Source organism: Paenibacillus sp. FSL K6-2441, assembly GCF_037964765.1.
Taxonomy (GTDB): Bacteria; Bacillota; Bacilli; order Paenibacillales; family Paenibacillaceae; genus Fontibacillus; species Fontibacillus phoenicis.
The window spans coordinates 4,599,953-4,613,575 of the sequence record NZ_CP150174.1 but is presented as its reverse complement, the minus strand read 5'-3'; the positions used below and the strand labels follow the sequence as shown (position 1 = coordinate 4,613,575).

The window sequence follows — 13,623 nt, the reverse complement described above, 5'->3', positions numbered from 1 at the left end:
ACAAACGATGAAATGGCTCGGATGGATCTTGAAATTATGCGTAACGATCGTAGCGGTTAGTTTATTAACCGTGGCCACAACGGGATACATCGTCAATTCGTACATCCAATCTTTACTCAGCAGTTATAACCTGCCGATCACCGCACAGACCCCTAGCTTCAGCGGGATCATGAAGGGCATGCTGGGACTAGGCGGTGCCTCAGACCGTACGGATCAGGCGAAAGGTGAAGACGATGTGGTAGACAGCACTGGGGACAAAACGAAGGACGAATTGGCAGATTCATCTGGCGGTAGCGGGGAGAGCGGCTCCTCCGGGGGGACGGCAACGGAGACGAACGGAACCCCGGCTAGCGGGACAGGTACGGAGGGGAAGGACACCAACGCAACGGATGAAGATGCACCGGAGGATGCTTTGCCGGTGATGGGCGGGATGAGTGCCGGAGAGGCGTTAGGCGAGGATCAGCAGGTGGTGGTGACGCCGGATGATCTCGTGGCCAAGAAGAAGGAGTTGCCTGATCAGCAGAAGGAGGAAATCTTTGCGATTCTCATGAAGAAGCTGCCGCAAGAGGAGATGCAAATGTTGACCGTCGCCCTGGAAGGTGGTTTGACGGAAACGGAAATGATTAACATCGAGCAGGTCCTGTCGAAGCATTTGGATAAAACGGAATACGCCAAGGTCATGGAATTGTTAAAAAAATAATTTGCTTCAATTGCCTGATCCAAAGGGAATGTCAGCGTTAACATTCACAGGATTGTAAATTCAATGAACCGGCCTTTCAGCTGCCAAAACCGTGAGAACCCGCTTGTTAAGCGGGTTGTTTGCTTTTTGACCCAAAGTTGAAAATCTTCGCCCCGCTGTGTTAAAGTTAACAATAGCGACAAAAGGTTAAAATTTTGAAACCATTTCAAGTCGAATCGAGTCGATGGATAAAAGGAGATCGGTATGAAAGGTTTTACGGGAAAACGCTGGCAGCTGTGGCGCGTGAACGCTTCTCGGACGCAAGAGCAACACAGCCGCCCGGAAAACGATTCAGAGATATCCGAACCAGAGAGCGGGCGAAAATGGCGTGATCTTCTTATGCCCCGCAAGCTTGTCTTAGCCGGAGCCGCCGTGGTAGTCATTGCCGGAGTGGTCTATTGGGGAGGGCAGCAATACGTCAAGGCGAATACGGTATCCTATTACCGGGTTTACGTCAGCGGGAAGGAAATTGGCACGATCGCAAGCGAAGCGCAATTACAAGCTCTGATTGAACGCAAGGAGCAGGAATATAAGCAAAAATATCCGGATGTGGAGATGGCGGTGAATACCGAGGGCATCACCATTAAGCCGGAGCAGGCCTACAAAGCCGAAGTGGATGCTGAGTCCACGCTCGACGAGCTGTACGGGATGCTAACCGGCTACGCCAAAGGTGTGGAGCTGAAGGTGGACGGCAAAGTGATCGCCGTGGTGAAGGACCAGGCGGCCGCCCGAGAGGTTCTGGACCGGGTGAAATCGACATATGCACCGGATGTGGCTGCCAGCACGCTGGCCGCCAAAGTGAAACGAACCGGCGGCAGCAAGTCAGCTCAAGTGAAGACGAAGGCTTCCAACGCGACGTTGGAAACGGTGGAAATCGCCGAAGAGGTGAATCAAGGAGAGGTCAAGGCCGATCCGAACAAGGTGCTGAGCCCGGAGGAAGCGGTACGAAAGATCCTTCAAGGGGACGAAGAAGCAATTCAATATGAGGTACAGGAAGGGGATACGATCTCGTCGATCGCGGCCCGTTTTGGTGTGTCTCAGAAGGAGTTGTTTGCGAACAATCCCGGGGTTGAAGAGCTGACGCTGCAAATTGGAACGTTGCTCAACGTGAAGGCGGTGCAGCCGGCCCTAACGGTTCGCACGGTGGAGCATGTGACGGAGGAAATTGTTACTGAACCGCAGGTCATCGTTAAGACGAACGCAAGTATGCGGGCAGGAGAGACTAAAGTGATTTCTCCCGGCTCCAGCGGCCTCAAGACGATGGAGTACCGAATCACGAAGGAAAACGGCATCGTTGTGAATGAAGAGTGGCTGGGACAGGAAGTCACGAAGAAATCTTCGCCAAAGATCGTCGTACGCGGTACGAAGGTCGTGCTGGGCGAGGGCACTGGGCAGTTTGCTTGGCCGGTATCCAGCGCGAAAATGACAAGCAGCTACGGCGAACGTTGGGGACGGACCCACAAAGGCGTCGATTTGGTCTCCTCCAACCGCAGCATTCTGGCTGCCGATGACGGGGTCGTCTCCTTCGTTGGGACGAAATCGGGATACGGCAACTGCATCATCATCGACCACAAGAATGGCTATGAAACGTTGTACGGCCACTTAAGCAAGATCAGCGTGAAGAAAGGTCAAATCGTCGAGAAGGGCGAAAAGATCGGCGTCATGGGCAGCACCGGGCGCTCGACCGGCACGCATTTGCATTTTGAGATCCATAAGAACGGCAGCATTCAGAATCCGTTAAAATATTTATAAGATGCGAGTCCGCCACCCGTAAGGGAGGCGGGCTTTTTTTTGGGACATTGGTCGCCGGCTCCCTTTTTGAGGATTATCCCGTTGCATCAGGAGGTGGAAAAAGTGGAACAGCCCCTTCTCGATCAACCTCGTCTCTGAACAAAAGGGATAATCATGCAAAGCGATGTGAGAAAGGGGCATAAGGGTAGGAGATGAACGCGCGCTGCCAATCGTTACCGTCTCTGAAGATAGCTGATGCGGTGCCAGATATGGTAAGATAGAGGGAGCAAAAGCCCATGGCTGAAAGTTGGGGTGAACTTGATTCATGCAAGGAAAAATTCTGGTCGTGGATGACGAGAAACCCATTGCGGATATTTTAAAATTTAACTTGGAGAAAGAAGGCTACGAGGTCGTGCTTGCCTTCGACGGGATTGAAGCGACCCAGCTGGCCTTCTCCGAACAACCGGACTTGATTCTGCTCGATTTGATGCTGCCCGGCAAGGATGGAATGGACGTGTGCCGGGAGGTGCGGGCGAAGCTTGAGACGCCGATCATCATGCTGACGGCGAAGGACGGAGAGATCGATAAGGTGCTGGGCTTAGAGCTGGGCGCTGACGATTATGTGACCAAGCCTTTTAGTACCCGCGAGCTGTTAGCCCGGGTGAAGGCGCAAATGCGGCGTCAACAGAAGGCAGCTGCGGCGGCTGAAGGTGCGGAGGAAACGAAGCAGGGCATCAGTCTGTTCGAGCTGTTTATCGACACAGATATGTATACGGTCTATAAGAACGGCGAGCCGCTGGACCTGACGCACCGGGAGTTCGAGTTGATGCATTACCTGGTGAAGAACTCTGGCAAAGTGATGACCCGCGAACACCTGCTGCAAGCGGTGTGGGGCTTTGAGTATTTTGGCGATGTTCGCACGGTGGACGTGACGATTCGCCGGCTGCGTGAGAAGATCGAGAAGGATCCGAGCAAGCCGGAATACATTTTGACGCGGCGGGGATTGGGGTATATGATGCGGAGCTCCAAGGCGGGTGGACTCTAGAATGAATCTGCCCTCTTTTTTTCGCACGATCCAGGCTAAACTGATTATTATTTACGTGCTGCTCATCCTGATTGCCATGCAGCTGATCGGGGTGTATTTCGTGAGCGCGATGAAGACCTCGCTGACCAGCAACTTCACCAAGGAGCTGCAGGAGCGGGCGGAGCTGCTCTCCGTGTTGGCGGCACAAAACCTGGGCGTGACTGGAGAGTCGGCGGAGGAATCGTTAGAGAATTTGCGTGTATTGGTTAACAACCTGTTTAATATCGGCGGGGCCGAGATTCAGGTGCTCGATGCGAGCGGCAAGGTGCTGACGACGTCCAAGCCATCCCACGCCGATTACGTGGGCACGAAGAACACGCAGACGGTCGTGAGCCGGGCCCTGCAGGGCATCCGCGATAACGAGGAGTACATCATCGACGAGGACAACGTCCGGAAGAAAGTCGTCGCCAAGCCGGTCGTCAGCGGCGGGAAAATCGTCGGCGCCATTTACATTGCGGCGTCGATGAGCGAGCTGTACAGTACGATGGAGCGGATCAACAATATTTTTATATCCGGGATCTTGCTGGCGTTGGGGTTGACGGCGGTATTAGGCGTGATTTTGGCGCATACGATCACCTCGCCGATTAAGGAGCTGACCCGGCGCGCCACGGCGGTGGCTGAAGGGCAGTTCCATCAGAAAATGCCGGTGCTTGGCAATGACGAAATCGGCCAGCTTAGCAAGGCGTTTAACTACATGACCAGCCGGCTGCGCGATGCGCTGGCGCAGAACGAGGAAGAGAAGGAGAAGCTCGCTTCGATCCTCACGAACATGAGCGACGGGGTGATCGCCACCGACGAGACAGGCCGAGTCATCCTGATGAACCGGCGTGCGAGCGAGATGCTGGGGACGTCGGATACGGATCTCGATCAGGCCGATATCATGTCGCTGATGAACCTGCCGGATGAGGAATGGGACGTGCTGGAGCAAGGAACGATGCACTCGACGATCCTTGAGAATACCGGGCCGGACGGCGACGTCTTCTTGATCCGGGTGACGTTTACGCCGATTCATCGGCGGGAAATCGGGATCATTGGAACGATCGCCGTCCTCCAGGACGTCACCGAACAGGAGAAGCTGGAGGCGTCGCGACGGGAGTTTGTGGCGAACGTGTCGCACGAACTGCGGACGCCGCTGACGACGATCAAGAGCTACACCGAAGCGCTGGAAGATGGCGCGATGGAGGATCCGGAGCTTGGGCCGCGGTTCGTGTCCGTGATCCAGAGCCAAACCGAGCGGATGATCCGCCTGGTCACCGACCTGCTGCATCTGTCGCGGTTCGACTCGCATGAGGCCGAGTTGCGGAAGCAGCCGACGAACGTGATGGAGATGCTGGAGGATGTGGTGGACCGGTTTTCTTTTCAAATGCAGGAGAAAGAGATCAAGCCCACGCTGTTTATCGCCAATGACGTGGATACGGCCTGGATTGACCGCGACCAGATTGACCAGGTGCTGGACAATCTGATCTCCAATGCGATGAAATATACACCGGAGGGCGGCGCCATCGCGCTGGAAGCTCGCTTGACCGAAGACCGTCAGCTAGCCATTTCGGTGCAGGATACCGGAATCGGGATTCCGAAGAAGGATCTGGACCGGATTTTTGAACGTTTCTATCGCGTCGATAAGGCGCGTTCACGGAATATGGGCGGGACGGGCCTAGGCCTATCCATTGCCCGGGAAATTGTACGGGCGCACGGCGGGACCATATCTCTGCAGTCCGAATTGGGCAAAGGCACGAAGGTGACCTTTACGCTGCCGGCGGAGAAGCAAGGAGGCGAAGCGCGGTGAAGGAGAAGGTCAAATCGCTGACGCTGGCCTTGCTGGTCGCGTGCAGTTTGGTACAGAGTTATTTTCTTATCTATCAGTTGCCGGGCAGCAATCCGGTGGTCAAGTCGGAGAGCGACTATATCCGTACGGAGAACATGGGGACAACCCTGGAAGCGGATGTGATGCTCTTTCCGGCGCAAATCGCCGTGCATTTGGGCGAGGAACGGCACACCGTGTTTTATCCGGATTCGACGTTCTACAAGTTGATCTACAACCGGCTGAAGGGCCGCCAGTTCGACGGGTTCCAGCGATACGACATCGATAATATGAATTGGACGGACATTCGCAGCAAGGATATCGGTGTGGAACTGGACTTTGGCGGAGGCGTACCTGTGGAGCTGCTGCAGAAGGTGATGCAGATCGCGCCGGACCCGCTGTTTGACGCGGAGAGCGTTAACCGGCTGATGATCTTTAACTCGGGAAGCGACGATCAGGTGCGCGTGTTCTTCTTTAGCTCGCGAGGCGACGTGGTGTACGAGGCAACCAAGGCCGATTTGACGGTGCAGGACGTGCAGCAACAGGTTGATTTTGGCAAGGATTGGGTGCCGTATACGTTAACGGATGGCTATTATGTCCCCGAGAAGTCAATTGATTTGGTCGAAACCGGCTTGAACATCGGGTTGTATACGACGGAGCAGATGCAGCGAAGCTTGTTCTTTGATCCGAGCATCACCCGGTACATCCGGGAAAAAGACGGCTCCGAAATCTACACGGACAGTAAACGCAGCCTTCAGGTTAAGCAGAACCGGAACTGGATCAACTACACCGATCCGGCGGCTCCTTCAGCGGGCGAGAACAGCCCAAGCAAGAACGTGCTGTCGGCGATTGACTTCGTGAACCAGCACGGCGGCTGGAACGGCAATTACCGGTTGGAGCAAACGACCGAAGGCGTTGAGGAAGACCAGCATCGGGTGGTGTTCCGGCAGTATTACGGAACCGGGCAATTTGGCTCCTTCCCGATCATCGACCTGTCGACGTTCCATTACGGAGCGATCACGCTGGAAATGCGTCAAGGCACAATCACCGGCTATGAACGGTCGTTGATTTACGGCTCCGGCGGCAGCTGGGAGAAGAAAGTCGTCTCTCTGCCCGGCGGCAAGGCGTTGCGGGAGAGCATTGCGGCGCTTAAGGCGGAGGCGCGGATTGCCAACTTATATCCGGCGTACTTGCCTTCTCTCACCGAGCAGGGGCTGCTGCTGAAGCCGACTTGGGTAGTCGAGCTAAGCAACGGCGCGACCCGGGTGCTGAGCTTGGGAGCGGTGGAGAAGACCGGAGCGGATGTGGACACGGGTGCAGGTTCAGGAACGGCTACGAAGTAGTGTGCGTGGTACTCGCGTAAGGTTGGCGCGGATGGGCTTAGAGCCGAGGCAGTGGCGTTGAATGTGCTTCTTAATCAGAGACTTAATCTGAACGAAAGGGGGGTGAACCATGGATTGGGGACGGGCGAAAAACGTGTTGATCTACGCCTTTTTGCTGCTGAATCTGGTGCTGGGCTATCAACTGTGGAACGATCTGCGGGAGCAGGCCGACTCCAACCTGGATATCACCGCCCTGGAAAATAACACGCAGCAGGCGATGGATGAGAAGAACATTCGCGTGCTCGCCAAAATTCCGACGGAGACGCCGGAGCTGCCCAAGATCGCTTACCGGTTCTTGGACGATGCGCAAAGCGGCAAGCTGATCGAACTGCCGGTGCCGGTGGACAGCAGGCTGATTTTTGCACCGCGGGAGTTAACGGCTGCGTTGAAGGACAGCATTCCGGACATCGGGGATTACCGCTATGATGAAGTGGCGAGCAGCGCAGACGTGTTCGTTCTACACCCGCTGGTGGACGGGAAATGGCCGCTCTTCAAAATCGAGCTCAAGCTGTTGGGCAGCAATCAGAAGATCATTTCGTACCAGCGCCGTGCGATTGAGATCAGCTATCCGGAGGAAGAGAAGCCACAGCGTGTGCTTTCGGCCTCCAAGGCGCTTGGCAACTTGATCGAGAACTTCCTGCCGGAAGGCTCGGTTGTGACCGAGGTCGAGTTAGGATATTACGGCGAGGTGTTCGATTCGGACGCGCATCTGCCGGCTGCTCCGGCTTGGCGATTTATGCTGGAGAGCGGCAAGGAGTATTACGTGCAGGGCATCAGCGGTGATGTCATTAGTCCGAATACAGAGAAAACGAAGGAGTAATGGGAGATTATGGGGATCCGATTTTCGGTGCTGTCGAGTGGTTCGACGGGAAATGCAACACTGGTGGCCAATGGGGAAGTCACACTGATGATCGATGCCGGCTTTAGCGCCAAACGCATCGAAGAACTGATGATGGAGCGCGGGGTGAGCGGGCAGGATTTGACAGGCATTCTGGTTACGCATGAGCATTCGGACCATATCAAGGGCTTAGGCGCGGTGGCGCGAAAATACAATCTGCCGGTATACGCTAACGAAAAGACGTGGGCAGCCATGGAAAAGGCGATTGGGAACCTCGCAGACGACCAACGCTGTATTCTGGGGACCGGAGAAACCCGCGATTTCGGCTCGCTCCGCGTGGAGTCGTTCGCCATCTCGCATGACGCCGCTGAGCCGGTGGGCTACAACTTCTACGACGGCAAGGAGAAGCTGAGCGTATGCACCGACCTGGGCTATGCCAGTGACAAGGTGAAGGAAGCGATATATGATGCCGATGTGCTGGTGCTTGAGGCGAATCACGATATCGAGATGCTGCGGATGGGACGTTACCCGTGGAACATCAAGCGGCGTATCCTCGGCGACTTGGGGCACTTGTCCAACGACGCGACCGGGGAGCTGATGAGCGAGATTCTGAACGGCCGTCTGAAGCGGACGTATCTGGCCCACCTCAGCCGCGAACACAATATGCTCGATCTGGCTAAGATGGCGGTTCGCAGCGCCATGGAGGATCGCGGCTGCTTCTTCAAGGACAGCGAGTTCAAGCTATGCGATACGTACTATGACCGGCCGACGCCGTGGGATGTGGTGAGCGAGCGGTAGCATATATTGTATATGATTTTTCGAATATAATGTGTTGCGGATAGAGGAAAACGGTGAATTGTATTCGATTTTTCATATAGAATCGGGCCGATTGAGCTTTCGAGGCAAGAATGTGTATGAAAAATCGAATAGATTGGGTTGAAATCGCCGAAACTGGCGAAATGTATTCGATTTTTCGCATCCATTTATCGCGTAGACAAGAAGACCGCCTGGTTGGGATGGGATCCCCAGGCGGTCGTTTTTATTATAGCTCCCACCCCGGCAAATACGCCTTGGTGTTGTTCAGCATCGTTGTGAACAGCTCCTCCGCTTGCGAAGGAGTCAAGGTGGAGAGCAGCGGGTCGTTCAGGAAGGCGCGGAAGGCTAAGTCGCGATCCTTGGTTAAGGCTGCTTTCAGAATCGTCTCCTGGTTGTAGACGTGCCGGGTAACCAGATTGTTGATGTCCTCCGGCAAGCTGCCCGCCATCACCGGCTGGACGCTGTTCGCACCGAATACGGCGTTCGTCTCCACGACGGCGTTCAGCGGCAGTGAAGCCACTTGACCGCGGTTCGGCAGGTTGACGTTGGTGATCATCGGGGCGCTGGCACCGGTCAAGCTAAGCAGCATGGCGATCCCTTCCTCGCCGCTGGAATTGAGCGAGAACGTCTCCTCGCCGGCAACAAGACGGCGGCTGCGCTCCCGCAGCTTCTGCAGATTGTTGATCCGCCAGTCGACGGTCGTCAGGCCGAATTTCCACTGCTTTACGTGCTCGGGGCTTCGCAGATACCAGGTGTTTGGCATAAATTCGGCCAAATGTCGGTCACCGGCAGCGGCGATCAGGCCGAAGCGGCGGAACAGGTCGAAATGAATGCGGTTCGCGGATGCAAAGCTGTTGTTCATCCAGTGGTCTTTTTGCCCATGGGTACTAAAGCCTTCTTCGGCATATTTCTCGGCAAAAGCCTGATATAGCGGGAATAGGTCCGTACCGCGATAGGAAGCACGGTCCAGCCAGGTGAAATGGTTAATCCCCAGCACATTTACCTCGATCTCTTGGCGCCGGACACCGGTTACCCCCGTCATGTCCTCCAGCATCTCGGCAAGCAGCTCCTGCGTGCCGAAGACCTCATGGCAGCAGCCGAAGGCTTTGATGCCCGGGAACACCTCGTACAGCGTGCGGGTCAGGACGCTCATCGGGTTCGTGTAATTGATGACCCAGGCGTTGGGGGCATGGTCGCGAATTGCTTCGGCGATTTCTACGTACATCGGGATACTGCGCAGCGCGCGAATCGCTCCGCCCGGGCCGACGGTATCGCCCACAGACTGGTAGATGCCGTAAGCCTCCGGTGCGTGCACGTCGGAGCGCATCTCCTCGAACGTTCCGGGAAGGATGGAGATGATGACAAAGTCGGAACCCTTGAGCGCTTCTGGCAATGTCTGCACCGCTTCGTAACGCCAGCGTCCCACCGCATCAGGATGATCTTGTAAACGGTTACCAATGATCTCATTTGCTTGGGCTGCCTCAAAGTCGATATCGTATAAGGCCACGTGTCCCGAAAGCGCCGGTTCCAGAGCCAAATCGCTCATTAATCCCCAGGCCCAGCCGCGGGAACCGCCGCCGATATAAGCGATCTTCAAATGTTTAACCATTGTGGCTTCTTGCATATCGTTCACTCCCTTGATTGATGTTACAATAAACATAGAGCAAAAATAGAAAAGTTACTGCACGGATTTTGTTAATTTGAGCTGGCATTCTACATTTTTTGCTGTCGAGAGACGAGCGTGTTGGGAGGGGAGCAGAATGACGTTGGAAGGGCAGTTAGCGCCGATTCGCCGGATGCTGTTCATCGAGGCAGCGAAGCAGCCCGGGCGGTTCTCGATGGATGGGGAGCATTTTCACGATGCGTGGGAGATTTATTATCTGGTGTCCGGGGAACGGTGTTATTTCATCAAGGATCAAATCTATCGCATCGGTGCAGGCGATCTGGTGTTGATCCCGGTGAATGTGCTGCACAAGACATCGCCATCGGGGAAGCTGTCGCAGCCCCATGAGCGGATCCTGGTGAATTTCCGTACGGAGGTGGTGAGCGCGCTGCTGCCCGGGAGGGAGGAAGAGCTGGAGCAACTTTTTGCCAAGTATCCGGTTCTGCGTTTAAGCGCCGAGGAGCAGCAGCTTGTGCAACAGCTGTTAGCTCGTATGCTGGCAGAGCAGAAGCAGCAGGCAGGCGGATATGAGGAATATTGCCAACTGCTGCTGGCTGAGTTGCTGCTTAACCTGCTTCGCATGGCGAACGCTCGGCCAAACCATGATGGGGAAGAAGGGGGCGGGAAACGCCCCTACCGGGAAGTCGCTGAAGTCGCCCGCTACATCAATGCGCATTACGATGAGAATCTCAGCTTAAGCGATCTCGCCAATCGATTTCATCTCAGCCCGTATTACCTCAGCCATCTCTTCCCCAGAGTTACCGGGCTGACGCTGGTCGCTTACATTAACCGCGTCCGCATCGAGGAAGCCTGCGCGCTGCTGCGCGAAACGGAGCTGCCTGTGACCGAGATCGCGTACCGCGTTGGCTATCAAAGCGGCACCCACTTTGGCCGCGTGTTCAAGAAGGCCAAGGCGGTGTCGCCGCAAAGCTACCGGCGCGAGCAGCGGATGCTCAGCGGCGGGGCGGGGGTGCGGTAAAAGGGGAGTGGTACAGGTTAACGTAACGACCTTAACCCGCATCATCGCCGCTCTTCACTCGCGCTCGGTCAACGGCCGCTCTTCTACCGCGGGCACGGTTAACTCCACCATCGTGCCCAATCCCGGCTTGCTGCGCATCCGGAAGGTAAATTCGTGCTCATAGGTTAATCTCAAACGCTTGCACGTATTATACAGTCCGACATGCTCCGTCCGCTCCTCGTCGGAATGCAGCCGCTCCACGAGCTGGCGCAGCTCCTCTGGCGGGATGCCGCAGCCATTATCGATTACGGTAATGAGCAGCCGATCCTCCTTCCGCCGGAATTTCACCTTGATCAGGCCATGTCCGTCTTTTTCCTTAATGCCGTGGTAGATGCTGTTCTCAACCAAAGGCTGCAGCACCAGCTTGATCGTGTACAGGCGGGTGATCTCCTCCTCGTAGTCGAACTGGACGTCGAACTTGTTTTTGTACCTTTTTCGCTGGATATTGACGTAGCTGACGGTGTTAGCGATTTCTTCGCCCCAGGTGACGATTTTGGTCGGGTCGCTGAACGAGTAGGAGAGGATATCGGACAAGTCCTCGATCATCTCGCTGGCTTTGTTCGGCTTGCCGGTCAAGGCCACGGACTCCCAATACACCGAATGCAGCGTGTTGTACAAGAAATGCGGATTGATCTGCGATTGCAGCGCGAGCAGCTCCATGACCTGGAGGCGGTATTTTTTCTCCAGCAGCTGGGTTTTGATGTACCGGTGTTCGATAAAATGGGTGATCATGTTCTGGATGATATAGGAGTATTCGTCCCGAACCTTCAAAGGCGGCTTCAACGGCACGCAGCTGTCGTCGGCCGATTTGATCAAGGTGCGAATCATCTTGAGCTGCTTATAGTTGCGGCGGATCAGGTAAAACGTCAACGCAAACCCGCAGGCGACCGCGATCACGGCGAACACCAGCGTGTAGTTGAAAATACGCGTTGGCGTTTTGTATAACTCGCTGTGCGGGATCACCGAGACGTACTTCCACTTGTACCGCTCGGATTCAACTTTGGTCACGTTCACCTTGCCTTGGGGCGTGTCCATATCGAAGAAGGACGCCGGATTTTCGGCAATGGACCGGAGTTCGCTCTCCTGCAGCCGACCGCCGTGATGATTAGAGAAAATAACGTGGTTCTCCTCATCCAACACAAACAGCTGCTGGTCCGGGTACTTGGTGATGTCGTCCAAAATGCTCTCGATATACTTCGGCTTAATGTTCAGAATGATTGCGATCTTTTGCGGCACCAGCACGTTATAGAAGGTGACGATCGGCGTCGCGTCCGATTCGAAATCGTAAAACTTGATGTTCCGCCGCGACGTCCATTTGGCCGGCGGTCCGGTATAGTCCATAAAAGCATCATACCAAGCGGTATCATAAAAATGATCCAGCGTCACCAGTCCCCCCACCGACGACAGGAAACGCTGATACGGGTTGTCGACGTACAGGTAAAAGGATTGGATATACGGTTTCGCGCTCGTAAATCCGTTGAGGAAGCTGGAGATAATCCGGTATGAAGTGGAGCTTTCGTAGGTGTAATGCGGATTTTTCAATACGGCCGAGAGTTCGTTGAAGATCGCGGTATTATCGTAAAGCGCCAGATACAGCGTATCGATTTCGTTTAGGATCATCTCCAGTTGGGTCTGCGATTGATGAAGCAGGAAGCTGCTGTTCTGGTTGATGTCTCGCTTGACGTCGTGTTGTGTCGTCAGGAAGGAAAGCGAGCCAAGCAGGACGATGGGCACGAGCAGCGGAACAAGAAACGCGGTCAGCTGTTTGGCGAAATATTTATCTCTCATGGGCTCGAGGGACCGTTTCGGAATTCGCTGGGCGTTTGACCGTAATAGCTTTTAAACGTCCGCGTGAAGTTTTTGGCGTTGCTGTAGCCGACTTTTTCGCTGATTTCGTAGGTTTTGTAGCTCACGTCCCGAAGCAGAGCGGCTGCCATTTCCATTTTTGTCTGCAGCACGTAGTCGGAGAAGTTTTGTCCGGTTTTTTGCTTGAAAAAGAAGCTAAGATAGTTGGCATTCATATGCACAAGCCGCGCGACCTCCTCAAGGGAGGCATTTTTATAGTTGGCTTTGACGTATTCCTTGATCTTCTGGATAATGAGGCTTTCGCCGCCTTGTCCGGGTGCGGAGGGGTTCGGCCCCAGATCTTGGTTTTCCGCAGCAGCCTCTGCTTCCAGTTCCTCTTTGATCTTGCCGAAAACATCCAATAGCACATGATATTTGGCCGGCTTCAGAATGTAGTTGATGACGCGAAAATGCAGGGCCTGCTGGGCATATTCAAAATCCCGGTATCCGCTGAGAAAGACGACCTTAATCTGCCGCCGGTGGTTGTACAGCTGCTCGGCCAGCTCGATCCCGGACATCACGGGCATCTTAATATCGGTCAGCACGATGTCAACGCGCTCGCCTTCGGCGATCAAACGGAGCGCTTCTTGGCCGTTGTTGGCCTGGCCGACGACCTGAAAGCCTACTTCGTTCCACGGAAAATAACTCGACAACGCTTCGCGCGTCTCCGCTTCGTCATCTACGATTAACAGGTTATACATTCGCT

General features: G+C 54.9%; 11 protein-coding genes. 8 read left to right on the top strand and 3 right to left on the bottom strand.

What is annotated here, in order from left to right:
* The first annotated feature begins 7 nt into the window (after window positions 1-7).
* From NSQ80_RS21270 to NSQ80_RS21240, 7 genes are all read left to right on the top strand, one after another.
* Window positions 8-700, top strand: a complete 693-nt coding sequence (locus NSQ80_RS21270) for a hypothetical protein (RefSeq protein ID WP_260071653.1) — start codon at window positions 8-10, stop codon at window positions 698-700.
* A gap of 243 nt (window positions 701-943) precedes the next feature.
* Window positions 944-2,491 carry a peptidoglycan DD-metalloendopeptidase family protein gene (locus NSQ80_RS21265; protein WP_009223377.1) on the top strand — a complete coding sequence of 516 codons (1,548 nt, stop codon included), beginning with the start codon at window positions 944-946 and terminating at the stop codon, window positions 2,489-2,491.
* 304 nt (window positions 2,492-2,795) lie between these two features.
* Entirely contained in the window at window positions 2,796-3,515 is a 720-nt protein-coding gene (yycF, locus tag NSQ80_RS21260) for a response regulator YycF (RefSeq protein WP_009223378.1), read from the top strand.
* Window position 3,516: 1 nt separating this feature from the next.
* Window positions 3,517-5,340, top strand: coding sequence for a cell wall metabolism sensor histidine kinase WalK (gene walK, locus NSQ80_RS21255; protein ID WP_036644081.1), 1,824 nt, complete (start codon window positions 3,517-3,519; stop codon window positions 5,338-5,340).
* Window positions 5,337-6,698 carry a two-component system activity regulator YycH gene (yycH, locus tag NSQ80_RS21250; protein ID WP_260071654.1) on the top strand — a complete coding sequence of 454 codons (1,362 nt, stop codon included), beginning with the start codon at window positions 5,337-5,339 and terminating at the stop codon, window positions 6,696-6,698. The genes walK and yycH overlap by 4 nt, the downstream gene beginning before the upstream one ends.
* 109 nt (window positions 6,699-6,807) lie before the next feature.
* On the top strand, window positions 6,808-7,557 hold the full coding sequence (gene yycI / locus NSQ80_RS21245) for a two-component system regulatory protein YycI (protein ID WP_260071655.1): 750 nt from the start codon (window positions 6,808-6,810) through the stop codon (window positions 7,555-7,557).
* Window positions 7,558-7,566: 9 nt separating this feature from the next.
* Window positions 7,567-8,373, top strand: coding sequence for an MBL fold metallo-hydrolase (locus NSQ80_RS21240; protein ID WP_009223382.1), 807 nt, complete (start codon window positions 7,567-7,569; stop codon window positions 8,371-8,373).
* Between the two features lie 244 nt (window positions 8,374-8,617).
* Here the strand turns inward: NSQ80_RS21240 and NSQ80_RS21235 are convergent, their stop codons facing one another.
* Complete coding sequence (locus tag NSQ80_RS21235; RefSeq protein WP_339300781.1) at window positions 8,618-10,015, bottom strand: alpha-glucosidase/alpha-galactosidase; 1,398 nt, start codon at window positions 10,013-10,015, stop codon at window positions 8,618-8,620.
* Window positions 10,016-10,151: 136 nt separating this feature from the next.
* Here NSQ80_RS21235 and NSQ80_RS21230 point away from each other — a divergent pair, with 136 nt between their 5' ends.
* The gene (locus NSQ80_RS21230; RefSeq protein ID WP_260071656.1) at window positions 10,152-11,033 is read left to right on the top strand and encodes an AraC family transcriptional regulator; all 882 of its coding nucleotides are present in this window, start codon (window positions 10,152-10,154) and stop codon (window positions 11,031-11,033) included.
* 54 nt (window positions 11,034-11,087) lie between these two features.
* Here the strand turns inward: NSQ80_RS21230 and NSQ80_RS21225 are convergent, their stop codons facing one another.
* Both NSQ80_RS21225 and NSQ80_RS21220 read right to left on the bottom strand, forming a co-directional pair.
* Window positions 11,088-12,860, bottom strand: coding sequence for a sensor histidine kinase (locus NSQ80_RS21225; RefSeq protein WP_260071657.1), 1,773 nt, complete (start codon window positions 12,858-12,860; stop codon window positions 11,088-11,090).
* Complete coding sequence (locus NSQ80_RS21220; RefSeq protein ID WP_009223386.1) at window positions 12,857-13,618, bottom strand: response regulator; 762 nt, start codon at window positions 13,616-13,618, stop codon at window positions 12,857-12,859. The genes NSQ80_RS21225 and NSQ80_RS21220 overlap by 4 nt, the downstream gene beginning before the upstream one ends.
* Between the last annotated feature and the right edge of the window lie 5 nt (window positions 13,619-13,623).

Excerpts from the sequence above, each read along its gene's own strand:
- NSQ80_RS21270 (WP_260071653.1), top strand. The coding sequence starts at position 8 with ATGAAATGGCTCGGATGGATCTTGAAATTATGCGTAACGATCGTAGCG.
- NSQ80_RS21265 (WP_009223377.1), top strand. The coding sequence starts at position 944 with ATGAAAGGTTTTACGGGAAAACGCTGGCAGCTGTGGCGCGTGAACGCT.
- yycI (WP_260071655.1), top strand. The coding sequence starts at position 6,808 with ATGGATTGGGGACGGGCGAAAAACGTGTTGATCTACGCCTTTTTGCTG.
- walK (WP_036644081.1), top strand. The coding sequence starts at position 3,517 with ATGAATCTGCCCTCTTTTTTTCGCACGATCCAGGCTAAACTGATTATT.
- NSQ80_RS21230 (WP_260071656.1), top strand. The coding sequence starts at position 10,152 with ATGACGTTGGAAGGGCAGTTAGCGCCGATTCGCCGGATGCTGTTCATC.
- yycF (WP_009223378.1), top strand. The coding sequence starts at position 2,796 with ATGCAAGGAAAAATTCTGGTCGTGGATGACGAGAAACCCATTGCGGAT.
- NSQ80_RS21220 (WP_009223386.1), bottom strand. The coding sequence starts at position 13,618 with ATGTATAACCTGTTAATCGTAGATGACGAAGCGGAGACGCGCGAAGCG.
- NSQ80_RS21240 (WP_009223382.1), top strand. The coding sequence starts at position 7,567 with ATGGGGATCCGATTTTCGGTGCTGTCGAGTGGTTCGACGGGAAATGCA.
- NSQ80_RS21225 (WP_260071657.1), bottom strand. The coding sequence starts at position 12,860 with ATGAGAGATAAATATTTCGCCAAACAGCTGACCGCGTTTCTTGTTCCG.
- NSQ80_RS21235 (WP_339300781.1), bottom strand. The coding sequence starts at position 10,015 with ATGCAAGAAGCCACAATGGTTAAACATTTGAAGATCGCTTATATCGGC.